Raw genomic sequence first — 23,334 nt, 5'->3', positions numbered from 1 at the left:
ATAAATATTAGTTTTATAACTAGTTCTTTTTTTGTTATAAAATATAAACAAATGATTATATTTTTAATAATTGAATTGTAAGAGTAATTCTTTTTTTAGTAGTTGTAATTTAACGATATTGAAATGCTATTATTTTATATAGTTACTGTGTTAACAGTATTCTACTTATAATAGTTTTTAGTATCATTGCGCTCTAAAAAAAGACTATGTATACTTCAGAAAAAACAATTCGTTTTACGAATGAAAACACTATTGAATTAACGATTAAAGATACCAATGAGATTATTGTGTATAAATACGCAAGTTTTGGTGAGCGTTTTTTAGCTAGAATAATTGATGTAATTATAATAATAATACCACAATTTTGTATACCTATAATACCAGCTTGGCTATATTGGTCTTTACAACAAAGTGGAGACAAACAAAGAACGCTAGGGCAAGGAGCATGTAATATTCAATTATTGAGTGTTGATGGGCAAAAAGTAACTTTTGGACAAGCTACGGGAAGGTTTTTTGCCAACTTTTTAAACCTTTTTACTTTTTTAATAGGATACATTATGTTTTTTATGACTGATAAAAAACAATGCTTACATGATTCTTTGTCAGAAACAATTGTAGTGAAAGAAATTGGCAGAAAAACGCTAACTTCAATAGAGTAAAACCAGTTATTACTGGTTATTTTAAATTAGAACTGGTATAAAATAAAAAAGCCTCAATATGCTTTATACATATTGAGGCTTTTTTTATAGTGTTGTCATTTACTCTTTTATATCAAGCTTAATGCTTAATTCAGCAAGTTGCGTGTCATTTAATGTTGCAGGAGCATCAATCATTACATCACGACCTGAATTGTTTTTAGGGAACGCAATAAAATCACGAATTGTTTCTTGTCCTCCTAAAATAGCAACCAATCTATCTAAACCAAACGCTAAACCTCCATGTGGTGGTGCTCCGTATTCAAAAGCGTCCATTAAGAAACCAAATTGTTCTTTAGCTTCTTCTTCAGTAAAGCCTAAATGTTTAAACATAATGGCTTGTGTTTCTTTATCGTGAATACGAATAGAACCTCCACCAATTTCGTTACCGTTTAATACTAAATCATATGCATTTGCTTTTACATCTCCAGGGTTGGTGTCTAACAACTCTAATTGTCCTGGTTTTGGCGATGTAAACGGGTGGTGCATTGCGTGGTAATGACCTGTTTCTTCGTCTAATTCTAACAACGGAAAATCAATTACCCAAAGAGGAGCAAATACTTTAGGGTCTCTTAATCCTAAACGCTCTGCCATTTCCATACGTAAAGCAGATAACTGCCCACGTACTTTAGTGGTATTTCCTGATAAAATACAGATTAAATCACCAGCTTTAGCGCCTGTTTTTTCAGCCCATTTTGCTAAATTTTCTTGGGCATAAAATTTATCTACAGACGATTTAAAAGTACCATCTTCATTACATTTTACATACACCATTCCTAAAGCTCCAACTTGCGGACGGCGTACCCAATCGATTAACTTATCTATTTCTTTTCTTGTATATGATGCAGCACCAGGAACCGCGATTCCTACTACTAATTCAGCATCATTAAATACTTTAAATTCTTTTTGTTGTGCAACGTCATTTAATTCACCAAACTCCATTCCAAAACGGATATCTGGTTTGTCATTACCATATAAACGCATAGCATCATCAAATAACATTCTTGGAAATTTATCAACTTCAACATTGTTAATTTCCTTTAGTAAGTGACGCGTTAATCCTTCAAAAATATTTAAAATATCTTCTTGATCAACAAAAGCCATTTCACAGTCAATTTGTGTGAATTCTGGCTGACGATCGGCACGTAAATCTTCATCTCTAAAACACTTTACAATCTGAAAGTATTTATCCATTCCACCAACCATTAATAGTTGTTTAAATGTTTGAGGTGATTGTGGTAATGCGTAAAACTGTCCTGCATTCATTCTCGAAGGTACTAAGAAATCACGCGCTCCTTCTGGAGTAGACTTAATTAAATAAGGTGTTTCTACTTCTATAAATTCTTGGTCAGATAAATATTTACGAACCTCCATTGATACTTTTGATCTAAAAATCAAACTATCTTTTACTGGGTTACGACGAATATCTAAATAACGATATTTCATACGAATATCTTCACCACCATCTGTTTTATCTTCAATAGTAAAAGGAGGCGTTTTTGCTTCGTTTAAAACTTCTAACTTGGTAACTAATACTTCTACTTCACCAGTAGGAATATTTTTGTTTTTAGATTCTCTTTCAATAACGGTACCTGTAACTTGAACAACAAATTCACGTCCTAAAGTTTTCGCTTCCTCCATTAAATCTTTAGAGGTACGTGCTTCGTCGAAAATTAACTGTGTAATTCCGTAGCGATCACGTAAATCTACCCAAATCATAAAACCTTTATCACGTGATTTTTGTACCCATCCAGATAAGGTAACTTCGGTATTTGTGTGTGATGCTCTTAATTCACCACAAGTATGCGTTCTGTACATTTCTTGAAATTTATAAGATGCAAATTTAACGATAATTGTTAGTATGTAAAAAATTACTATTATTTAGTTTTTTAACTTTTTACGCTGTTTTTTTGTGGTAGCGTGTCAATTATGAGATATGATTGATTTTTTTTAAAAATAAAATTAGAATTTATGTCTTTACAAGATTTTATAAATAAATTAAGAAACACTCCAAAAGAAGTCGTTTTTTCTGAAACCATTAGTGTTATTGAAGAAAACTATGTTTTTACACCAACAGCTTTTAAGAATGGCGATTTGCAAAATAGTGATGCTGAAAATTTGGGTTCGTGTAAAGTATTTTCTTTTGCCGTTAAACAACAATTAACTAAAGAAGAAACATTAGCTTGTTTTGCGCAGTATTATTTTAATGATGTTCTAGAAAACTTAAACGGAACAGGTCATCAGAACATTAGAAATTTTATGAATACTGGCTTTGAAGGGCTTTCTTTTGATAAACAAGCGTTAGTAGAAAAATAATACCGTTTTTCACTGTAATTGTAGTATTTTTATTTGTTGATTAACTTTATAAATGAATACTACAAAACGTTTAGATTATACAATTATAGGTATTGCTTTGGCTGTTTTTTTGTTATTGCAAATACCTTACTTGGGCGCTTTTCAATATCCTTTTAGGTTGTTAGGTACTTGGTTTCATGAAATGGGGCATGGTCTTACTGCATTGTGTATTGGCGGCGATTTTAAATTCTTAGAAATTTACGAGAATGGAGGAGGGGTTGCGTATACTAGTATTACCAATCGTTTTTTATCGTTAAGTACAAGTAAAGCGTTAGTTGCAATGGGCGGTTTGTTAGGGCCTGCCATAACTGGTGCTGTATTTATAGCTTCAGCTAAATACCAAAAAACAGCTGTAATTCTCCTTAGAGTATTAATAGGGATGATTGTTTTGTCTTTACTGCTATGGGTGCGTTCTTTTTGGGGGATTCTTGTAATGGGAGTTTTTGCCATAATTCTAGTTATAATTACACTTGTTAAAAACAGAAAAATTGAAGTTGTAACGATTCTTTTTTTAGGTTTACAAGCGGTATTAAGTATCTATTTACAATTAGATTATTTATTTACCAAACAGTTTGAGAGAAATGGCGCTATTCGTATTTCTGATACACAGTCTATAGCTGAAAATACTTTTGGCACTTATTGGATTTGGGGGCTATTTATTATTCTTTTAAGTGCTTTTATAGTATGGAAAAGCATTCGGTTTTATTTTAAGAGGTAAAATTAAATGGTGGTAAGTCTTGTAAACACACCTAGCCCCGATTGAAGTATTTGTTTGAGCTCTCTTGCTTTTTTTGCAAGAAGCGAGTGCGTAAAGAGGGAAATAGCTTCAAATAAAAATACCGTTCCTAATGTTTAAATTAAGAACGGTATTTTTATATTAAATTTTAAATGAATACTTAATCAAAAGAATCTGTTTTTAATTTATGAAAATAAACAGTTGCTGCTTTTTTAACTTTCGGAGCTAAAATAAGCGTAGAAATAACAGTTGGTATTGCCATTAAAGCATAGGCACTATCCATTAAATTTATAACAAAATCTAATTTAATAATTGAAGCGACTATAATTACAAAAATGTAAAAATGATTGTAATATTTAGCTGCTTTAGTATTCGTTAAATAACTTAGGCAACTATAACCATAAAAAGAATAGGTGAATAGGGTTGAAAAAGCAAAAATTAACACACAAACGGTTAAAATAATGCTTCCTAAGTGATAAGGTAATACCGAATCGAAAGCGGCCAAGGTCATTGTAATACCATTGCCTTCAAAACCTTTCCATATACCCGATGATAAAATAGCTAAGGCAGTTAATGTACATACTAATAATGTATCTATTGCAGGGCCTAACATAGCAACTAAACCTTCTCTAATAGGTTCGTTTGTTTTTGCAGTACCGTGCATCATTGGGGCAGTTCCTAAACCTGCTTCGTTAGAAAAAGCGGCACGTTTTACCCCTGTAATAATTAAAGCACCCAAGGCGCCTCCTAATACTGACCTTCCTGAAAAAGCATCTGTAAATATTAAGGAGATTATTGAAGGAACATCCTCAATTTTTAAAAGTAGAATTATTAAAACAGTAACTAAATATACAATTACCATTACGGGTACTAATTTACCAGCTACTTTTCCTATTCGTTGAATTCCTCCAAAAATTACTGTAGAAACTATAAAAGCAATAGTTATTCCTATTAATAATTTTGCACTAAATTCATTTGTTTCGTTAACACTAAAAACGTCAATTATTGTTTGTGTTAATTGGTTTGCTTGAAAAGCAGGTAAGGTTCCTACTAAACCAGCTGTTGCAAAAAATACCGCTAATGGTTTCCATTTTTTACCTAAACCTTCTGTAATTACATACATTGGCCCTCCTTTTGCATTTCCTTCATCATCTTTACCTCTGTACATTATAGCTAAACTACAGGTAAAAAACTTAGTAGCCATACCAACAAAGGCACTTACCCACATCCAAAAAATGGCTCCAGGTCCTCCTGTAGCTATTGCAATGGCAACACCACTTATATTTCCCATTCCTACAGTTGCAGCAATGGCAGATGATAAAGCTTCATAGTGTGATAAATCTCCTGGTGAATCGTGTTTGTCGTATTTACCTCTTAAAACTGCAATGGCATGTCCCATGTATCTAAAAGGAACTAGTCCTGAATAAATAAAGAGGCATAAACCACCACCAATTAATAATATTAATAATGGAATTCCCCATATCCATGAAGAAAAATTGGCGACTATATTTTGAATATCAACAAACATATGAGCGTTTTTATTTTAAGTGTAATTACTATTATTAATTTTTAAAAAAGGTATTCGACTAATTTAATAACAATACCATAATAAAAAAGAAGTAACCTTAATTTACACTAAGGTTACTTCTTTTTAATTTTAGATTTACCAATCTTCTCCTTTAAATTTTCTTGATTTAGCGTAACTAATTGTGTCTTCTAAATAGTCTTCGGTATTATATTTGGGTATTGGGAGTATTGATTCTAATAAGCTTGTATCGTACTCATAAGGCTCAGAAGTTAGGTATTGGTTTAAATGCAAACCAATAGTTTTGTAATAAATGCTTTCTAGCCTGTTTTTACCTTTTAAGAGGGCACCTCCTGTTGATGAATTTAAAATAGTGAAATTATTAAATTCCACCGCTTTTAAAATTCTTCCCATTCCTTTTACAATGTTTGTACTCTTAGAGTGCACAATGTTAAGTTGTACTATTTGTTTTTGATATACGTTGGCTATTATTTTGGCAACATAATCTACAGGAATAATATTTAAACCTGTTTTAAAGTTTGCTGCAAGTCTAATAGAAGTATTTGCCAACGGATTTTTATAAAAAAACTTACCTAAAAGATAATAAACCATGTAGTTTGAAATAAAATAAGGAGCGCTTTTAAAAATATTACCTCCTAAAACACTTGGTCTTAATATTTGAATGGCAATGTTATTTTCTTTTCCTTTTTTTAATAAATACTTCTCGGTAGTATGTTTTGCTTCTTCGTAAAAATTACGATACTTGGGTTTTTTTGTAGTGTGATAGTCATTATCAATGACCCCGCCAATATTGCCAATGCTAAATGCAGTGCTTATATATGTGAATTTTGTAATATATGATGAAAAAGCATTAAAAACATCTTTTGTAAATTCATAAACACCTGAAAAAATGATATCACGTTGCGATTCGTCAGTTGATAGATTTACACTTCCTGCTGAATGAATAAAAAAATTAGTTTCTTTTTTTGATAAAAAAGTTGAAGGCTTAAAGAAAGCAACCATGTCTAAAACTTTTATTTTCTGAGAAATTAAATCTTTATTTTCTGAAATAAATGTAGGGGTAGCATCATTATTCAATATGTTTTGAATTCTCTGCAATGCTGATTTTCCATTTTTTTCTCTTACAGGAAGAAATATATGTTTAATATTATCTTGTTGTAATAGCTCATAAAAAACCTGAGAACCTAAGGTTCCAGTTGTACCAGTAAGAATAACATTTATTTGATTTTGTTCCATTTCAATATATAATTAATCTTTTTTGATTAGCAGTATGGGTTTGTTTTATGAAGAAGTACGGTAATAATTGTGTAGAATATTATTAATTATTATAGTGTAAAAGTAGTACTTCTTTTTTAAACGTTGTTTTTGTGTTTTTAAATAACTATTTACAAACGACTCCCTTTTTATTTAGAATCTCAATATCTCTAAAAAAACCTTCTTGAATGGTACCTTCTTGAAAGATAAATGTTTTATCGTGTAATAGATTGTTTTCAAAAAAAGTAACCTGAAATTGATTATCTAAAGCAAATAATTCTGGTTGCATTATTTCAAATTTAGAAAACGAATTAGCAGGAAGTAAATCTATTTTTCGTCTGAACAATGAAGTCTTTTTTGTTTCAGAAAAACCTTGAGAAACAATTACTACCATTTCTAAATCGACTTCTTTTTTATTGATAATGTATACGCACCATTCGTTAGTATTATCACTTTCGTTTTTTTCTAAAACAATAGCTATTTCTACATTAGTAACTTGTGGTATATGAATGTCTTTTTTCATTTTATGTTTGTATTAAAAGCAAAAAGTTGAAAAGCAGAACTGATTCTTAACTTTTCAACTTTTGTTTTATTTTTAATGGTAATTAAATAACTGACTTAAATTGCTCTAAGAAACGTTTGTCGTTTTCATAAAACATTCTAATATCTGGAATTTGATATAATAACATGGCAATACGTTCAATTCCCATTCCGAATGCATATCCAGAATATTTAGTAGGATCGATATTAGCATTTTTTAATACATTAGGATCTACCATTCCGCAGCCCATAATTTCTAACCAACCTGTTCCTTTTGTAATTCTATAATCAGTTTCAGTTTCTAATCCCCAATAAATATCTACTTCAGCACTAGGCTCAGTAAAAGGGAAGTAAGAAGGTCGTAAACGAATTTTAGATTTACCGAACATTTCTTTTGTAAAATATAATAATGTTTGCTTTAAATCAGCAAACGAAACATCAGTATCTATATATAAACCTTCAACTTGATGAAAAATACAATGTGCTCTAGAAGAAATGTCTTCATTTCTAAAAACACGACCAGGAGAAATTGTTCTAATTGGTGGTGTATTGTTTTCCATATAACGAACTTGTACCGATGAGGTATGTGTTCTTAATAATGTGTCAGGGTTTTTATCAATAAAGAAAGTATCCTGCATATCTCTTGCTGGATGATATTCTGGTAAGTTTAAGGCAGTAAAGTTATGCCAGTCGTCCTCAATCTCAGGACCTTCAGAAACTGTAAATCCAATTCTATTAAAAACTTCAATAATTTGATTTTTAACCAATGATATTGGATGACGAGAACCTAAGTTAATTGGCTCTGACGGACGTGTTAAATCTCCATAAAAATTCTTATGTTCTACTGAGTTCTCTAAAGTTTCAGTTAACTCTGTAACTTTTCCTTCTGCAGATTTTTTTAGGTTGTTTAATGCTTGTCCAAAATCTTTACGCATTGCTGCATCAACATTTTTAAACTCAGCAAATAGATCTTTTAACAATCCTTTACTTCCTAAATATTTTATTCTGAAAGCCTCAACCTCTTCTTTAGAAGTTGCTTTAAAAGCCTTTACATCACCAATCAGTTCTTTTACTTTATCTAACATCTTAATTTTTTCGGAATAATTAGGTTGCAAATTTATGCTTTTTTAATGAAAATATGTGTTGCTTTTTAGAAGAGTTCTCGACATATTAAAGTGAAATGAGCGAAAACGATTGAGAAAATAAAAAAAATAGGTAAATATTATGATTTTTTAAATTTCACAATTTGGAAATTAATTATATTTGCGTAACAAATTGTTTAAATCATACATACAACATAATTAAAATTATGGAATCTAAAATAAATGCTTTTATCGATTACGTGAAACAACGTAATTCTAATGAACCTGAATTTTTGCAAGCTGTACATGAGGTTGCTGAAACAGTAATTCCATTTATTGAAAACAATCCTAAGTATCAAGGGAAGAAATTGTTAGAAAGAATGGTTGAGCCAGAAAGAACTTTAATGTTTAGAGTTGCTTGGGTAGATGATAAAGGTGAAACGCAAGTAAATAGAGGATACAGAGTTGAGTTTAACTCAGCAATTGGGCCATATAAAGGAGGTTTACGTTTCCACCCATCTGTAAATTTATCTATCTTAAAATTCTTAGGATTTGAACAAGTATTCAAAAACTCTTTAACAACTTTACCAATGGGTGGAGGAAAAGGAGGTTCTGATTTCAATCCAAAAGGAAAGTCTGATAGAGAAGTAATGGCTTTTTGTCAAGCTTTTATGTCTGAGTTATTCCGTCATATTGGAGCTAATACTGATGTTCCTGCTGGAGATATCGGAGTTGGTGGTAGAGAAATCGGATTTATGTTCGGTCAATATAAAAAATTACGTAACGAATTTGTTGGTGTTTTAACTGGTAAAGGTGCTTCTTGGGGTGGTTCTTTAATTAGACCAGAAGCTACAGGTTACGGTGATGTTTATTTTGCTGAAAACATGTTAAAAACAAAAGGAGATTCTTTTAAAGGTAAAACTGTTGTTATTTCTGGTTCTGGAAATGTTGCACAGTATGCTACTGAAAAAGCTACTGAATTAGGAGCTAAAGTAGTTACTTTATCTGATTCTTCAGGATATATATATGATGCTGACGGTATTGATGCTGAGAAATTAGCATACGTTATGGAAATTAAAAATGTTCGTAGAGGAAGAGTTAGCGAATATGTAGAGAAATATCCAAATGCAAAGTTCTTTGCAGGTGAAAGACCTTGGTCAGTAGCTTGTGATGTTGCTTTACCTTGTGCAACTCAAAATGAGTTAAACGGTGATGAAGCTAAAACATTAGTTGCAAACGGATGTATTTGTGTTGCAGAAGGAGCAAACATGCCTTCTACACCAGAAGCTGTTGAAGTATTTATTGATGCAAAAATATTATTTGCACCAGGTAAAGCTTCTAACGCAGGTGGTGTTGCAACATCAGGTTTAGAAATGAGTCAAAACTCATTACGTTACAACTGGACAAGAGAAGAGGTTGATGCTAAATTAAAGGCTATAATGAACGATATTCATGCATCATGTGTTGAGTATGGTACGCAAGCTGATGGTTTTGTGGATTACGTAAAAGGAGCAAATGTTGCTGGTTTCGTAAAAGTTGCTGATGCAATGTTAGATCAAGGAGTTGTATAATAACACCTTTTTATAAAAATTTGAAAACACGCTATTTTTTATAGCGTGTTTTTTTATATCGGTTATTTTAAATTAAAAATGGATTATTCCGTATTTTCGGATAAAATTTCACTTAATGTCTAGATCAAAAAGAAAAAATACTGTTAATGTTGCTTTTTATAATGTTGAGAATTTATTTGATACAGTTAATAATCCATTAACAGCTGATAATGATTACACACCAGTTGGTAAGCATAAGTGGAATTCTAAAAAATATCACCAAAAAATAAGGAAAATAACAGCTGTTATTAGCCAAATAGGAAAAAATAATTCTGCTTTTCCGCCAGCTATAGTTGGATTGGTTGAGGTAGAAAATGCTAAGGTTGTTAAAGATTTAGTTCGTCATAAAAATTTATCAAAATTTAATTATGATTATGTTCATTATGATTCACCAGACGAAAGAGGTATTGATGTTGCACTTATTTACAATAAAGATTTTTTTGAGGTAATTTCAACTGATACGCATTCTCTGTATTTAACTGATGATGATGGTGATGTAGATTATACCCGTGATTTATTGGTTGTAAAAGGTAAGTTAAATGATGAATTAATACACGTTTTAGTGAATCATTGGCCTTCAAGAAGAGATGGTGATGAGGAAACTAAATATAAGCGTATAAAAGCCGCTAAACAGGTTCAACATGTGATTAATGACATTAAGAGCAAAGAAAAGGCAGCAAGGTTTATTATTATGGGAGATTTTAACGATGATCCTACCAGTGAAAGTGTGAAAGATTTCTTGGTTACAGATGAATTATATAATCCAATGAAGTCTCTATTTAAAAATGGAAAAGGAAGTTCAACTTATTATGATGACTGGCATTTATTTGATCAGATTATATTTTCCAGAGATTTTTTTGACACAGAAAAGAGTACACATACTTTTTTGAAAGCAACTATTTTTAATAAAGATTGGTTGCGATTTCATAAAGGTAAGTTTAAAGACAGCCCTTTTAGAACCTATATAGGGCCTTGGTATCAGGGAGGATATTCAGATCATTTCCCGGTATACCTTACTTTTGAAAAAGGATAAAACTAGAAATAAAAAACTCCCGAAGATAATATCTCGGGAGTTTTAATTTTATAATAAGAACTGTTTATTCAACAGTTACAGATTTTGCTAAATTTCTAGGTTGATCTACATTCTTTTCTAATAACACAGCAATATGGTATGATAATAACTGAAAAGGAATTGTTGTTAATAAAGGTGTGAAAGCTTCATCAGTATCAGGAATTTCAATTACATGGTCTGCGATTTCCTTTACGGTAGTATCTCCTTTAGTTACAATGGCTATAATTTTACCGCTTCTAGATTTTATTTCTTGAATGTTACTAACCACTTTTTCATAGTGACCTTTGTTGGTCGCAATTACAAAAATTGGCATATTTTCATCAATCAAAGCAATAGGGCCATGTTTCATTTCAGCAGCAGGATATCCTTCTGCATGAATATATGAAATTTCTTTAAGTTTTAATGCTCCTTCTAAAGCTACTGGGAAGTTAAAACCTCTACCTAAATATAAGCAATTTTTAGCATCCTTATAAACCTCCGCAATTTCTTTAATTTGCGCATCGGTTTTTAATAATTTCTCTACTTGAGTAGGAATTTGTTGTAATGTTTGTAAATAAGAATTAACAGCAGATTTTGATAAGGTTCCTTTTTCTTTAGCTAGTTTTAAAGCAATTAAAGAAAGTACTGTTATTTGTGTTGTAAATGCTTTTGTAGAAGCTACTCCAATTTCTGGGCCAGCATGTGTGTAAGCTCCAGCATGAGTTTCTCTAGCAATAGATGAACCAACAACATTACAAACACCAAAAACAAAAGCTCCTTTTGATTTTGCTAATTTAATAGCTGCTAATGTATCAGCTGTTTCTCCAGATTGAGAAATAGCAATAACTACATCGTTTTCGTTAATAATCGGATTACGGTATCTAAATTCAGAAGCATACTCTACTTCAACAGGTATACGTGCCATATCTTCAAAAAGATATTCACCAACTAAACCTGCATGCCATGAGGTACCACAAGCAACTATAATAATTCTATTTGCATTCGTAAATTTAGAAAGATTATCGTCAATACCAGCCATACGAATAATACCTTCATCTGGTAACATTCTACCTCTATAAGTATCTATAATAGCTTTTGGTTGCTCATAAATTTCTTTTAACATGAAATGATCATATCCACCTTTTTCAATTTGATCTAAGCTTAATTGAAGTTCTTGAATATTAGTATCAATTTCTTTGTCGTTTTCAATTTTACGAACTTTTATTCCTTTACCTTTTTTTATAATAGCCAATTCACCATCTTCTAGGTAAATAGCATCTTTAGTATATTCAATAAAAGGAGATGCGTCAGAAGCAACAAAAAATTCTTCATTGTTTTTTCCAACACCTATTGCAATAGGACTTCCTAAACGAGCTACTATTAATTCGTTAGGTTTGTTTTTGTCAAATACAGCAATAGCATATGCTCCTATAACATTTGTAAGTGCTAATTGAACAGCTTTTCCTAATTTACAATTCTCATTTTTCTTAACCTCTTCAATAAGGTTAATTAATACCTCTGTGTCAGTATCGCTTTTAAAAGTATAACCTCTAGAAATTAATTCTTTTTTAAGAGTATCATAATTCTCAATAATCCCATTATGAACAATAACTAAATCTCCAGACTCAGAAACATGTGGATGAGAATTTGTGTCATTTGGCACACCATGAGTGGCCCAACGAGTATGTCCAATACCTATATTTCCTTTTTTTCTTCTCTCTTCTTTGTTGGTGATAATTTCTAAATCAGAAACCTTTCCTTTGGTTTTAGATAAATGGATACTTTCTCCATCATACATCATTATCCCAGCGCTATCATAACCTCTATATTCCAAACGTTTCAACCCGTTTATAACAATAGGGTAGGCATCTCTATTTCCTATATATCCTGTTATTCCACACATAGTAATTTCTTATTTTTCTTTTGAATATGATACTTTTAATACAGCTCTTTTTACTCCGTTAGCAGTTTCATTTCCGTTTAATAAAGTAACTCCTCTTGGATTCCAGTTATAAGTTCTAACATTTATATCAAGTGCATTACTTTTTATTGCATTATCTGTAGGGTCGTTATGTACTTTTAAAATTAACGGAGAGATATCACTTGTTGTGCCGTCTAATAAATCAGAAAGATAATCTGTAATTCTAAAGTTGTATTTCTCAGGTTTGTCGTCTTCAGATAAACCTAAACTACCTCCAAAAGTAGCAGTTTCTTTGTAAGAATCTGAAAGTTGTGTAGGTGTTACTCCTCCATTACCATTGTCTTTGTTTTGGTATATCAGTAATTTTTGAGGAAGTATATCTTTATTAGTACTGATGGTTTGGTTAACATAAAGTGTTAAAGAAGCATCATTAATTAACCAGTTATTAGCTTTTAGCTCTTGAAGTTTTGTATTGTCTATAATTTTAACTTCAGCCATTGTACCAGCTGTTCCTTGAAGGATAAAGTTGTTTGCAGGAGTTACAGTAGTGGCTGCAGATGTTTCGTAAATACTGTTTCTTACACCAGATAATGGAAATGAATAAGTGCTAGGTAATGTGTCTTTTAAAACTAAAGCAGCTTCACCAGCCTTTTTTTCGAAAGTGGTAATAGTATAGTGAAAATCAACGCTAACAGAAGCAGTAGTACCTAGTAAGCTAAGAGGAACCATAGCTCCGTCAGTACCTTCAGTTTTAAGAATGACTCCTTTAAAATAAGTGCTAAAAGCTTCAGATGTTTTAAATTGATCATTTTTAAACTCATCCCAAAAAAGTGTTTTCATTTTTACCATATCTAAAGGAACGGTTAAGAAAGGAGCTTTGTTAGCAAGCCTAACCGTATCTTTATAGGTATTACCATTACTAATATTTCTGGTTAATACTAGCATTGTGTCTATAGGGCTAGGTTTAAAAGAAAAACTAGCGTCTTCATTTAAAAGGTCGTTTATAGGGTCTGCAATTGTGTAGTTCTCATTAGATTGAAAACTATTGCCTTTCGAAGGGGTACTAGGATCTAAAGTGTTTAGATACGTTCCATTCTTATATATTTTTAAAGAAGTAGCAATAGCTGTATTTCCTAAAACAGAATCTAATCTAAATTTAGGTTTTCCATCACTTTCTTTACCAATATTTGTTGCTGTATATGGTAATTTAAGAACTACTTTATCTAAAACATAGATAGAATCAATTTCACCATCTTCGGTAGCCGGTTTTACATCTTCGGTTTTAAGACTTCCTAATAAGCCTAACTGACTAACAATAGATGATTGGATTGTTTTGTAATTACCGCTTTTATAACCTCCTAACCAATATTGCGGAGTATTACCTAGTGTAATATTATCAGCTCTAACGCTTTCTATATTAATAGGAGTTATCTCTACGTCTAATAAAAGCTCTCCAGTTTCAAACTTTGTATTGTCAACAACACTGTCTCCAATATTGTTAAAATCTTTTTCACATGATACGATAGCCGCAAAACATAGCAGGCTAATACCTAAAACACCAATTTTTCTAATCATTTCTTAATTATTCGCTTATTTCTAAAACGTTTTCTTTATAAAATTCTAAATAGGCCTCAGTTAAAACCTCTTCTGATTGAAACTCTAAAACTTTAGTCGATGTTTCATCAATAAAAGCATTGATTTCATCGGGTAAAACTTCACTACCTTTTACAATAGCATCTGAGTTTTCAATGGCACTTTTTAATATGTTAATTTGGTTTGGTGTTTCTATAGTTGCTATTTTTGACGCATCAATCTTGTCAAAACGAACTTTATTTGCCAGTTCACCATTTAATTCACCTTCAAAATTATTATTGTAAAGCGAAGTTACAATCTTGCTTTCGGCAAACAATGGTTCTTCCTTATAAAATTCTCTTAAATATAGAGGAAGTAAAGAGGCCATCCATCCATGAACATGAATAATATCTGGCGCCCAATTTAATTTTTTTACAGTTTCAACAACTCCTTTTGCAAAGAAAATCATACGCTCATCGTTATCGCTAAATAGCGTATCATCTTCATCAGAATATACAGCTTTACGTTTGAAATATTCTTCGTTGTCAATGAAGTACACTTGCATTCTTTCCTTAGGAATTGAAGCAACTTTAATAATTAAAGGCATATCCATGTCATTAATTATTAAATTCATACCTGATAAACGTATTACCTCATGTAATTGATGTCTACGTTCATTAATCACACCATAACGAGGCATAAAAATACGGGTTTGAACTCCTTTAGAATGTGCGTTTTTAGCAACATTAAATGCAGTAGACGATAATTCTGTTTCAGGTAAATAAGGTGTTACCTCTGATGAAACATATAATATTCTCTTATCCTTCATTAAATCTGTCTCTTTTATTGAAGATGCAAAAATACGAAAATTTATGCTAAAATGGTGTTAAATTGCTAATTTTGCAAGTATTCCAACTATAATAGAATGAAAATTTACAAAACTAAATCAGAATTAAAAGAGTTTTTATCAAAGATAAAAAAGAAAAAAAAATCAATAGGATTTGTACCTACTATGGGAGCTTTGCACGAAGGGCATTTATCTCTTGTTAAAAGGGCAAAGAAAAAAAACGATTTTACAGTAGTTAGTATTTTCGTGAATCCTACTCAGTTTGATAATAAAGAAGATTTAGGAAAATACCCCAAAACGTTCGAAAATGATGTTAGATTATTAGAAAGTGTAAATTGTGATGCACTGTTTTTCCCTTCAGTTGAGGAAATATATAATAAAACAGTAGCGGCAGATAGTTTTAATTTTGATGGTTTAGAGCATCAAATGGAAGGTAAGTTTCGAGATGGTCATTTTAATGGAGTGGGAACAATTGTGAAAGCATTCTTTGAAATTGTTATGCCTGACAATGCTTATTTCGGGAAAAAAGATTTTCAGCAATTACAAATTATAAAAAAGATGGTAGAAAAACATGAGCTGCCAATTAAAATTAAAGGGTGTGATATTTATAGAGAAGATGATGGTTTGGCTATGAGTTCTCGAAATACTCGTTTAACAAAAGAGTACAGAAGTGCAGCTCCGTTTATATATAAAACGCTTAAAAAAGCTAAGAAAAAATTTGGCATTAAAAGTGCAGAAGAAGTAATTAAATGGGTAACTAAAAAGTTTAAAAAACACCCATTATTAGAATTAGAATACTTTACAATTGCAGATGAAAAAACATTGAAATCTATTGATAAAAAAGAATCAAGTGAAAAATACCGCGCATTTATAGCTGTTTTTGCGGGAGAGATTCGTTTGATTGATAATATAAGATTGAAATAAATTAAGTTAAAACAAATTAGTATTCATGAAAAAACAACTATTTTAGCCTCATGTTAGTACAAGTAGTAAAATCTAAAATCCACCGCGTAAAAGTTACGGGTGCCGATTTAAATTATATAGGAAGCATTACCATAGATGAAGATTTAATGGATGCTGCAGGAATTATAGAAGGAGAACGTGTTCAAATTGTGAACAACAATAACGGTGAACGTTTAGAAACGTATGCAATTCCAGGGCCACGAAAAAGCGGAGAGATTACCTTAAATGGTGCTGCTGCAAGAAAAGTAGCTAAAGGAGATGTGTTAATTTTAATTGTATATGGTTTTTTAGAATTAGAAGAAGCTAAAAAATTTAAACCACAATTAGTTTTTCCTAATGAAGAAACTAATTTACTTAATTAATAAAAGTGGATTTTAAAAAAGTTTTAAAAATTATATTACCTCTCGTTTTGGGAGGTTTTTTAGTTTGGTACTCAATATCAAAAGTTTCATTAGAAACATTACTACAATATTTTAAGGATGCTAATTATAGTTGGATAGCTTTAGGGCTTTTTTTTGGTGTCTTAAGTCATTTGTCAAGAGCCTATCGTTGGAAATTCTTGTTAGAACCAATGGGGTATAAACCTGATTTTGGTAACAGTACCATGGCAGTTCTAGTTGCGTACCTAGTTAATTATGCAGTGCCTAGAGCAGGAGAAGTTTCTCGTGCTGCTGTAATGACAAACTATGAAGGTATTCCGTTTGAAAAAGGATTTGGAACTATTGTTGCAGAAAGAATTGCAGATGTAGTAATGATGTTAAGTATTATTACGATAACACTTTTTGTTCAGTTTGATTTTATTTATGATTTACTTATTAAGAATTTCAACCCTGTAAGAATCGGACTTATTTTAAGCGTATTAGTTATTGGTTTTTTCTTACTGACCCGTTACGTGAAAAAAGCAACATCAGGAATAGGATTGAAAATTAAAAAATTTATTTCAGGTTTGGTAGAAGGTGTTACAAGCATCTTTAAGATGAAGCATAAATGGGCGTTTATTTTTCACACTGTTTTTATTTGGTTAATGTATGTTTTAATGTTTTGGGCAACAATACCTGCGATTAACGGTTTAAGTGTTCCTTTAGGAGGCATTTTAATTGGCTTTATAGCAGGTGGGTTTAGTATCGCAGCAACAAATGGAGGGATTGGTTTGTATCCAGTAGCAGTTGCAGGAGCCTTAGCTTTATTTGGTATAGCAGAAGAACCAGCAACCGCTTTTGGTTGGATTATGTGGACAGCGCAAACAGCTATGATTATTGTATTTGGTGGATTAGCTTTTTTATGTTTACCTATTTATAATAAAAATAAGAAATAGAAAGATGATTTTGGACGTTACCTTTTAGGTCGCGCTGGAATTTATCCTGAGTGGAGTCGAAAGGTTACTCGTTTTTTTAAGAAAAATAAAAAAGAGCTCAAACAAATCATTCAATCACTAACGCAATTAACTATTCTAGGATAGCTACTTTATACAAGAATATTTACCTTATAGATATCAAGTTTACTTTGTAACTTTGATACATTAAAATTTTCAATTTACTTTAAATGGCTAAAACGAAGACTACTTTTTTCTGTCAAAATTGCGGAGCACAACATGCACAATGGAGTGGGCAATGTAAAACATGTAAAGAATGGAATACTATTGTTGAAGAAGTAGTTCAGAAAGAAGAAAAAAGGACTTGGAAAACACCAGAGAATAGTAAGAAAAGAATTTCAAGACCATTAAAAGTTGAAGACATTCAATTGAATGTTGAAGAGCGTGTTGAAACAAAAAATAACGAATTAGATACCGTTTTAGGGGGAGGGATTGTAAAAGGAGCTGTTGTTTTATTAGGTGGTGAACCAGGAATAGGTAAATCAACGTTGTTATTGCAAATAGCTTTAAAAATTCCACAAAAGGTATTATATGTTTCTGGAGAAGAAAGTCAGTCGCAAATTAAAATGCGCGCCGAACGTTTAGAAGCAACAAATTCTAATTGCTTAATCCTTACGGAAACTAATACGCAGCAAATTTTTAAAAATATAGAAGAGGTTCAACCAGATGTTTTGGTGATTGACTCTATTCAAACATTACACACAAGTTCTATTGAAGCATCACCAGGAAGTGTTTCTCAAATACGTGAAACTTCAGCAGAATTAATAAAGTTTGCCAAAGAAACGGGAACTCCTGTTTTATTAATTGGGCATATCAATAAAGACGGACATATTGCAGGACCAAAGATTTTAGAACACATGGTTGATGTAGTTTTACAGTTCGAGGGTGATAGAAATCATACGTATAGAATTTTACGCTCGCAGAAAAATAGGTTTGGATCTACTGCTGAATTAGGAATTTACGAAATGCTATCAAGTGGATTGCGAGAAGTTTCGAATCCGTCTGAAATATTAATTTCTAAAAAGGATGCAGATTTAAGCGGAACCGCAATTGCATCAACTTTAGAAGGTGTTCGACCGTTAATGATTGAGATTCAGGCGTTGGTAAGTACCGCAGTCTATGGTACACCACAGCGATCTACAACTGGATATAATCTAAAAAGATTGCACATGATTTTAGCTGTTTTAGAAAAAAGAGCAGGTTTTAAATTAGGAGCTAAAGATGTGTTTTTAAATGTTACAGGTGGAATTCATGTTGATGACCCAGCGATTGATTTGGCTGTTGTTGCTGCAATTTTATCATCAAATCAAGATATGGCAATAAACCCAAATGTGTGTTTTGCTGCCGAAGTTGGTTTGGCTGGTGAAATACGACCGGTTTCTAAAATAGATCAACGTATTTTGGAGGCTGAAAAATTAGGATATAAAACCTTAGTAGCTTCAAAATACAATAAAATATCTTCAAAGAATCACAGTATAAAACTACTTTTAGTTGGTAAAATTGAAGAGGCTTTTGCTACGTTATTTGCCTAAAAATTTAGACATATTTAATTAAAAGTTTATCTTTTTGCTAGTGAGGTGTTTGTTTTTTATGATGAAAATCTGATAGATTAGTCTTATTTTATTCCCATCCAAGAGTTAAATGAAGCAGTACTATTTTGACTTGTTTTTAAGACGTGAGATTTTATCTGGATAGCAACAGTATTCTTAGTATAACGATTTATTTTTTCAATATAAGTCCTATTGACAAACTCACTTCTGTTGATTTTAAAGAATACTGTTGGGTTAAGCATTTCTTGTATATCTTTAAGAGAAGTTTGATTTAATAGGTGTTTTTTATTGGCTGAGTCATACGCAAAAATAACACCGTAATCTGATTGAATGAAAATAATGTCTTCAACTTTTAAAAAATAAATACCGCTACTAGATTTTACAGGGATGTAATCTTTGTATATCGGTTTTAAATCTAACTTGCTTTGATAATAAGTATCTAACTTGCTAAACATGTCATTGTAATTAACCTCCATTTTGTTTTTTAAGAGTGTGTATTTGTGCCAGGCTTTTTCAAAACGAGTATATGAATAAGGTTTTAATAAATACTCAATACCACTCGATTCAAATGCATTCATCCAGAAACTATCATAAGCTGTTATAAAAATAATAGGAGCAGTAGCTTTTATATAATTGTATACATCAAAAACATTACCATCTCGTAATTCAATATCTGAAAAAATTAAATCTACATCTGGGTGTGTCTGAAAAAAAGATTGTGTTTCATCAAGAGTTTCAATTTCTTTTATAATGTCAAAAGATTCTTTTGTTTTTTCTAGGTAGCTTTTAAGCTTCTTTCTGGCAGGAGCTTCATCTTCTATAATTACTATTTTAAACATTGTCATTTGTTTTAATAAGAGGTAATACAACAGTGAAGTCAATTTCAGATTCTTGAATAATTATAGGCATATTTGTGAGTAGTTTAAATTGTTCATTTAGATTTTTTAAAGCTACACCGTTGTTGTTTTTCTTTTTGTCCTGCTTAATCCTATTATTAGAAACTTTAATTCCGTCTTCTAATGTAATATGTATAATTACTGGTGTTTTAATTGTTCCTAGATTATGGATGATAGCATTCTCTACTAGCACTTGTAAACAAAATGGGGGAACTATGATGTTAGAATTTTTGATATGATTTTCAATAATTAATTGATAATAGCCTTGATATTTTGTTTCCATTAATTCAAAATAGTTTTGAATAAATGTAAGTTCTTCTTGGATGCTGACTAGTTCTTTTTCTGAACTTCTTAGCGCATAACGATAAAGTTCTGAAAAATTGCTTAAAAAATCAGAAGCTTTAAATTGATCTTCTTCAATAAGCTGATCTAATATATTTAAATTGTTAAAAAGAAAATGTGGGTTTAATTGAGCTTTAAGTTGCTGTATTTTACTTTTAGAGTTACTGATTTCATATGCATTTAATTTTTTTCTGTAATTTCTATTTTCTTTAGAATATAAATAAGCTAAAGAAAATCCGCCAAAAATTACAAAATCAATAATTTGTACAAAAACTTTATATGTTATTTGATACGAGGAATTAAAATTTCTGGAAATAGTATTAAAAACCATCGAAATAAGAATGCCAAAAACATTCATAATAAGTATATAGCAGACAAAACTTATTCCAAAAAATTTTAAATACTCCCATGCAGATATCGTTTCTTTTTTGTTCTTTTTTTTAAATATTCTTTTGATAAAATCTACAAAAATGAATATAAAAAACGCATTTATAAAAACCCAAAAAGGAGCATCTGGATGAAACACAAAATCATTCCAAGAATTTGCGAATCCTATTTTGTTTTTAATAGTTAAAAACCAGGAGAATACAAATAGGAAAAGAATGAAGTTTTGGTTGTCTTTTAAATATTGAATTACTTTTTTCATAATTAGTATTGGTAAATATATAAAGTTTTTGGTGAAGTTTTTTGCGAAAGTCTTCACCAAAAATTATAATTATATTTTTTTTGTAGGCCATGAGTTTACCTTATTTCCTTTTTGATCAAACATTTCTAGACGAACGTTATTTTCTGAATCGATGCAAAACATTGCTCTCATTTTACCTGTATCATCATAAAGAAATAACCCATTCGGACGGCCTTTACCTTGGTTACCAAGTTCAAGTCTTTTGGTGATACCAATTAGACCTTTTTCTACATATTCATTATATTTTTCCTTCCATGTTCTTTTATCTTTTATAGCATCCAATTCTGCTAATATTTCAGCCGTACTTAATTGTGTAGAGTTTTCAGGTAAATCATTAAAAACTAATGAGCTTTTAATGCTTCTTTTTCCATTTCGTTTACTGTCGATATTTAGTAATTGTATTGCTTGATCACCATCATATTTATCAAAAGTTAGTGACATTCCTGAGCTGTGCCCGTTCTCTTTTTTGTTTCCGTCATAAATAAAACCACCACATTCAATGCCATCTTCATTAAAGAAGAGCATTCCTGAACGTTTTTTACGTTTTACATTTACTGGTCTATTGTTTATAGAGTCTTTTCCGTTAGGGAATTCTTTTACATTTGTAATAACCATCTTTGTTGTTCCATCTTTCTCTACAATATTAATACGTTCTACATCAATGGTTCCAAATTTTGGATTACTAGATTGTTTAAAAGCAACAGAAGCAAATATTAAAAGGCCTAATGCTGTAGTTAGTGCAAATGTTCTTAGAAATATTAATTCTTTTTTTGTATTCTTCATGGTTAATAGATTTAAATAATTAATGATGCTACAAAACTACAGTGATCATAGTATTTAGGAAATCGGTTTTTGATGAACAAAGGAAAAATTAAATAGAATTAAGGAAGAATAAAGAAAAGTGGTGAAATATGACTTAGTGTGTTTTATCTATAAGTGAAACAAGTTGTAGTTCGTTATTAAGTATAATGCTTAGTATATTTATATGTAAGTAGTCTCTCTTATTTTTTTTAATTATTCTTAGGAAATGAGATGTCAATGCCTCAATGTAGTTTGTCTTCTTTTGGTGATATAAATATATTTTAGAAGTAGGAAGTTTAGTTGCTATAATTTTAAAAGATAACAAGCAAAAAAAACTTCTATAGAATTTATTTTAGTTAGTGAAATAGAAGAGATTTTTGCTGTATTATTTGTTTGAGTTTATTTTTGTATTAATCTACTGTTTGATAAAGCGTATTTACCAGCTCCTGATAAATAAATTACAATGGCACCAAACAGATATAAACCTTGTAGTTCAATTGCCCAACCGCCAAATTTATTTAAAGCAAAAATATCTCCAGAATGTGCCATTAAAATAGCGACTAACATGTTAAAAGCTAAAACAAAACTTGCTAATCTTGTTTTCCAACCTATGATTATAAGTATTGGAGCAGCTATTTCGCCTATAAAAACTGAGTATGCAACAAATTCTGGAATTCCGATATTACTCAATAAGCTTTTAATGAATGAATAATTGGTTGCTAAATTTGCAATTCCGTGAAATAGAATAAGTCCGCCGATACTTACTCTTTGTAATAACAGTCCTGCCTCTTTATTGTTAATTTTTTTTAAGCTGTTCATATCATTTAATTTTTAAATTATTTTGATACAAAAGTCAAAAAAAAGTAATCGAATAAACAGGACAATTATCACTATAAATTTGTGATGAATATCACGTTATTAATCGTTTTTTACGAATTTAATCGACTTAAAGTTTCTCTACTAACACCAAGGTAAGAAGCTATTAATTTTTTAGGTACTCTTTGAAATAGTTTTGGATATTGTTCGAGAAGTAATTCATATCGTTCTTTCGAAGAATTTTTTAATAAAGATAAGATTCTATTTTGAAGTGCTATTCTACCAAGTTTACTTTTCTTAGCCCAAAAGCGTTCCATTTTGTGCATTTCCTTAGTAAGTTTCTCTCTGTCTTCGAATGTTATGTATAAAACTTCAGAATCTTCCAAGCAGTCTATATTAATTTTAGATTTTGATTGTTTTACAAAAGACTCATAATCTGTAATCCACCAATGTTCCATTCCAAATTGTAAAATATGTTCTTTGCCTCCTTCATCAAAAAAATAGCTTTTTATACAGCCTTTTATTATCCAGTACTCTCTGTCAGCAACTTCCCCTTCTTGTAATAAGTATTGATGTTTGCGTTTGCTAATTGTTTTAAAATGACTTAAAATAAAAGAAAACTCTTCGTCAGTTAGTTCAATTAATTCTTCGATGTGTTGTTTTAAAGGGTGTTTCATTTTAATTATTGGTAACTTTCTTG

At 30.8% G+C, this 23,334-nt stretch carries 22 protein-coding genes; 9 read left to right on the top strand and 13 right to left on the bottom strand.

Features of this window, described 5'->3' with window-relative positions; genetic code table 11:
* Nucleotides 1–206: 206 nt before the first annotated feature.
* Nucleotides 207–659: an RDD family protein gene (locus tag H518_RS19545; protein WP_051263717.1), complete on the top strand. Its 453-nt coding sequence runs from the start codon at nt 207–209 to the stop codon at nt 657–659.
* 99 nt (nt 660–758) lie between these two features.
* Here the strand turns inward: H518_RS19545 and aspS are convergent, their stop codons facing one another.
* On the bottom strand, nt 759–2,513 hold the full coding sequence (aspS, locus tag H518_RS0108750) for an aspartate--tRNA ligase (protein ID WP_028888704.1): 1,755 nt from the start codon (nt 2,511–2,513) through the stop codon (nt 759–761).
* Between the two features lie 153 nt (nt 2,514–2,666).
* On the opposite strand from aspS, the gene H518_RS0108745 reads away from it, so the two are divergent.
* Nucleotides 2,667–3,011 carry a HopJ type III effector protein gene (locus H518_RS0108745; protein WP_028888703.1) on the top strand — a complete coding sequence of 115 codons (345 nt, stop codon included), beginning with the start codon at nt 2,667–2,669 and terminating at the stop codon, nt 3,009–3,011.
* A gap of 52 nt (nt 3,012–3,063) precedes the next feature.
* Complete coding sequence (locus H518_RS0108740; RefSeq protein WP_028888702.1) at nt 3,064–3,768, top strand: M50 family metallopeptidase; 705 nt, start codon at nt 3,064–3,066, stop codon at nt 3,766–3,768.
* A gap of 178 nt (nt 3,769–3,946) precedes the next feature.
* Here H518_RS0108740 and H518_RS0108735 read toward each other — a convergent pair whose 3' ends face one another.
* From H518_RS0108735 to pheS, 4 genes are all read right to left on the bottom strand, one after another.
* Complete coding sequence (locus tag H518_RS0108735; protein ID WP_028888701.1) at nt 3,947–5,314, bottom strand: alanine/glycine:cation symporter family protein; 1,368 nt, start codon at nt 5,312–5,314, stop codon at nt 3,947–3,949.
* 135 nt (nt 5,315–5,449) lie between these two features.
* On the bottom strand, nt 5,450–6,568 hold the full coding sequence (locus H518_RS0108730; RefSeq protein WP_240472511.1) for an SDR family oxidoreductase: 1,119 nt from the start codon (nt 6,566–6,568) through the stop codon (nt 5,450–5,452).
* Nucleotides 6,569–6,713: 145 nt separating this feature from the next.
* Nucleotides 6,714–7,109 carry a hypothetical protein gene (locus H518_RS0108725; RefSeq protein ID WP_028888699.1) on the bottom strand — a complete coding sequence of 132 codons (396 nt, stop codon included), beginning with the start codon at nt 7,107–7,109 and terminating at the stop codon, nt 6,714–6,716.
* An 82-nt stretch (nt 7,110–7,191) separates the two neighbouring features.
* Nucleotides 7,192–8,211, bottom strand: a complete 1,020-nt coding sequence (gene pheS, locus H518_RS0108720) for a phenylalanine--tRNA ligase subunit alpha (protein WP_028888698.1) — start codon at nt 8,209–8,211, stop codon at nt 7,192–7,194.
* A gap of 224 nt (nt 8,212–8,435) precedes the next feature.
* On the opposite strand from pheS, the gene gdhA reads away from it, so the two are divergent.
* Both gdhA and H518_RS0108710 read left to right on the top strand, forming a co-directional pair.
* A complete protein-coding gene (gene gdhA / locus H518_RS0108715) occupies nt 8,436–9,779 on the top strand; it encodes an NADP-specific glutamate dehydrogenase (RefSeq protein WP_028888697.1) in 1,344 nt (447 codons plus the stop codon).
* Nucleotides 9,780–9,894: 115 nt separating this feature from the next.
* Nucleotides 9,895–10,851, top strand: a complete 957-nt coding sequence (locus tag H518_RS0108710) for an endonuclease/exonuclease/phosphatase family protein (protein WP_028888696.1) — start codon at nt 9,895–9,897, stop codon at nt 10,849–10,851.
* 64 nt (nt 10,852–10,915) lie between these two features.
* On the opposite strand, the gene glmS is transcribed toward H518_RS0108710, so the two are convergent.
* The 3 genes from glmS to H518_RS0108695 are packed head-to-tail and all read right to left on the bottom strand — an operon-like array spanning nt 10,916 to nt 15,191.
* Nucleotides 10,916–12,772 carry a glutamine--fructose-6-phosphate transaminase (isomerizing) gene (gene glmS / locus H518_RS0108705; protein WP_028888695.1) on the bottom strand — a complete coding sequence of 619 codons (1,857 nt, stop codon included), beginning with the start codon at nt 12,770–12,772 and terminating at the stop codon, nt 10,916–10,918.
* Nucleotides 12,773–12,781: 9 nt separating this feature from the next.
* Nucleotides 12,782–14,365, bottom strand: coding sequence for a DUF4270 family protein (locus tag H518_RS0108700; protein ID WP_028888694.1), 1,584 nt, complete (start codon nt 14,363–14,365; stop codon nt 12,782–12,784).
* A 7-nt stretch (nt 14,366–14,372) separates the two neighbouring features.
* Complete coding sequence (locus tag H518_RS0108695; RefSeq protein ID WP_028888693.1) at nt 14,373–15,191, bottom strand: glycogen/starch synthase; 819 nt, start codon at nt 15,189–15,191, stop codon at nt 14,373–14,375.
* 96 nt (nt 15,192–15,287) lie between these two features.
* Between H518_RS0108695 and panC the strand changes: the two genes are divergently transcribed.
* The 4 genes from panC (at nt 15,288) to radA (ending at nt 19,076) form a co-directional block, all read left to right on the top strand.
* Nucleotides 15,288–16,133 carry a pantoate--beta-alanine ligase gene (gene panC / locus H518_RS0108690; protein WP_028888692.1) on the top strand — a complete coding sequence of 282 codons (846 nt, stop codon included), beginning with the start codon at nt 15,288–15,290 and terminating at the stop codon, nt 16,131–16,133.
* A 50-nt stretch (nt 16,134–16,183) separates the two neighbouring features.
* On the top strand, nt 16,184–16,534 hold the full coding sequence (panD, locus tag H518_RS0108685; protein ID WP_028888691.1) for an aspartate 1-decarboxylase: 351 nt from the start codon (nt 16,184–16,186) through the stop codon (nt 16,532–16,534).
* Nucleotides 16,535–16,539: 5 nt separating this feature from the next.
* Complete coding sequence (locus tag H518_RS0108680; protein WP_028888690.1) at nt 16,540–17,487, top strand: lysylphosphatidylglycerol synthase transmembrane domain-containing protein; 948 nt, start codon at nt 16,540–16,542, stop codon at nt 17,485–17,487.
* 227 nt (nt 17,488–17,714) lie between these two features.
* The gene (gene radA / locus H518_RS0108675) at nt 17,715–19,076 is read left to right on the top strand and encodes a DNA repair protein RadA (RefSeq protein ID WP_028888689.1); all 1,362 of its coding nucleotides are present in this window, start codon (nt 17,715–17,717) and stop codon (nt 19,074–19,076) included.
* Nucleotides 19,077–19,159: 83 nt separating this feature from the next.
* Here the strand turns inward: radA and H518_RS0108670 are convergent, their stop codons facing one another.
* From H518_RS0108670 to H518_RS0108650, 5 genes are all read right to left on the bottom strand, one after another.
* Complete coding sequence (locus H518_RS0108670; RefSeq protein WP_240472510.1) at nt 19,160–19,933, bottom strand: LytR/AlgR family response regulator transcription factor; 774 nt, start codon at nt 19,931–19,933, stop codon at nt 19,160–19,162.
* On the bottom strand, nt 19,926–20,978 hold the full coding sequence (locus H518_RS0108665) for a sensor histidine kinase (RefSeq protein WP_028888687.1): 1,053 nt from the start codon (nt 20,976–20,978) through the stop codon (nt 19,926–19,928). Before H518_RS0108665 ends, H518_RS0108670 begins: the two co-directional genes overlap by 8 nt.
* A gap of 69 nt (nt 20,979–21,047) precedes the next feature.
* Nucleotides 21,048–21,800, bottom strand: coding sequence for a hypothetical protein (locus tag H518_RS0108660; protein ID WP_028888686.1), 753 nt, complete (start codon nt 21,798–21,800; stop codon nt 21,048–21,050).
* 417 nt (nt 21,801–22,217) lie between these two features.
* Nucleotides 22,218–22,637 carry a DoxX family protein gene (locus H518_RS0108655; protein WP_028888685.1) on the bottom strand — a complete coding sequence of 140 codons (420 nt, stop codon included), beginning with the start codon at nt 22,635–22,637 and terminating at the stop codon, nt 22,218–22,220.
* Nucleotides 22,638–22,747: 110 nt separating this feature from the next.
* Entirely contained in the window at nt 22,748–23,311 is a 564-nt protein-coding gene (locus H518_RS0108650; protein WP_028888684.1) for a Crp/Fnr family transcriptional regulator, read from the bottom strand.
* Between the last annotated feature and the right edge of the window lie 23 nt (nt 23,312–23,334).

It is taken from the genome of Tenacibaculum ovolyticum DSM 18103, from assembly GCF_000430545.1.
Classification (GTDB): Bacteria; Bacteroidota; Bacteroidia; order Flavobacteriales; family Flavobacteriaceae; genus Polaribacter; species Polaribacter ovolyticus.
The sequence above is the reverse complement of the archived record's forward strand: the minus strand, read 5'-3'. Positions and strand labels throughout refer to the sequence as shown.

Excerpts from the sequence above, each read along its gene's own strand:
- H518_RS19545 (WP_051263717.1), top strand. The coding sequence starts at position 207 with ATGTATACTTCAGAAAAAACAATTCGTTTTACGAATGAAAACACTATT.
- aspS (WP_028888704.1), bottom strand. The coding sequence starts at position 2,513 with ATGTACAGAACGCATACTTGTGGTGAATTAAGAGCATCACACACAAAT.
- H518_RS0108745 (WP_028888703.1), top strand. The coding sequence starts at position 2,667 with ATGTCTTTACAAGATTTTATAAATAAATTAAGAAACACTCCAAAAGAA.
- H518_RS0108740 (WP_028888702.1), top strand. The coding sequence starts at position 3,064 with ATGAATACTACAAAACGTTTAGATTATACAATTATAGGTATTGCTTTG.
- H518_RS0108735 (WP_028888701.1), bottom strand. The coding sequence starts at position 5,314 with ATGTTTGTTGATATTCAAAATATAGTCGCCAATTTTTCTTCATGGATA.
- H518_RS0108730 (WP_240472511.1), bottom strand. The coding sequence starts at position 6,568 with ATGGAACAAAATCAAATAAATGTTATTCTTACTGGTACAACTGGAACC.
- H518_RS0108725 (WP_028888699.1), bottom strand. The coding sequence starts at position 7,109 with ATGAAAAAAGACATTCATATACCACAAGTTACTAATGTAGAAATAGCT.
- pheS (WP_028888698.1), bottom strand. The coding sequence starts at position 8,211 with ATGTTAGATAAAGTAAAAGAACTGATTGGTGATGTAAAGGCTTTTAAA.
- gdhA (WP_028888697.1), top strand. The coding sequence starts at position 8,436 with ATGGAATCTAAAATAAATGCTTTTATCGATTACGTGAAACAACGTAAT.
- H518_RS0108710 (WP_028888696.1), top strand. The coding sequence starts at position 9,895 with ATGTCTAGATCAAAAAGAAAAAATACTGTTAATGTTGCTTTTTATAAT.
- glmS (WP_028888695.1), bottom strand. The coding sequence starts at position 12,772 with ATGTGTGGAATAACAGGATATATAGGAAATAGAGATGCCTACCCTATT.
- H518_RS0108700 (WP_028888694.1), bottom strand. The coding sequence starts at position 14,365 with ATGATTAGAAAAATTGGTGTTTTAGGTATTAGCCTGCTATGTTTTGCG.
- H518_RS0108695 (WP_028888693.1), bottom strand. The coding sequence starts at position 15,191 with ATGAAGGATAAGAGAATATTATATGTTTCATCAGAGGTAACACCTTAT.
- panC (WP_028888692.1), top strand. The coding sequence starts at position 15,288 with ATGAAAATTTACAAAACTAAATCAGAATTAAAAGAGTTTTTATCAAAG.
- panD (WP_028888691.1), top strand. The coding sequence starts at position 16,184 with ATGTTAGTACAAGTAGTAAAATCTAAAATCCACCGCGTAAAAGTTACG.
- radA (WP_028888689.1), top strand. The coding sequence starts at position 17,715 with ATGGCTAAAACGAAGACTACTTTTTTCTGTCAAAATTGCGGAGCACAA.
- H518_RS0108670 (WP_240472510.1), bottom strand. The coding sequence starts at position 19,933 with ATGTTTAAAATAGTAATTATAGAAGATGAAGCTCCTGCCAGAAAGAAG.
- H518_RS0108665 (WP_028888687.1), bottom strand. The coding sequence starts at position 20,978 with ATGAAAAAAGTAATTCAATATTTAAAAGACAACCAAAACTTCATTCTT.
- H518_RS0108660 (WP_028888686.1), bottom strand. The coding sequence starts at position 21,800 with ATGAAGAATACAAAAAAAGAATTAATATTTCTAAGAACATTTGCACTA.
- H518_RS0108655 (WP_028888685.1), bottom strand. The coding sequence starts at position 22,637 with ATGAACAGCTTAAAAAAAATTAACAATAAAGAGGCAGGACTGTTATTA.
- H518_RS0108650 (WP_028888684.1), bottom strand. The coding sequence starts at position 23,311 with ATGAAACACCCTTTAAAACAACACATCGAAGAATTAATTGAACTAACT.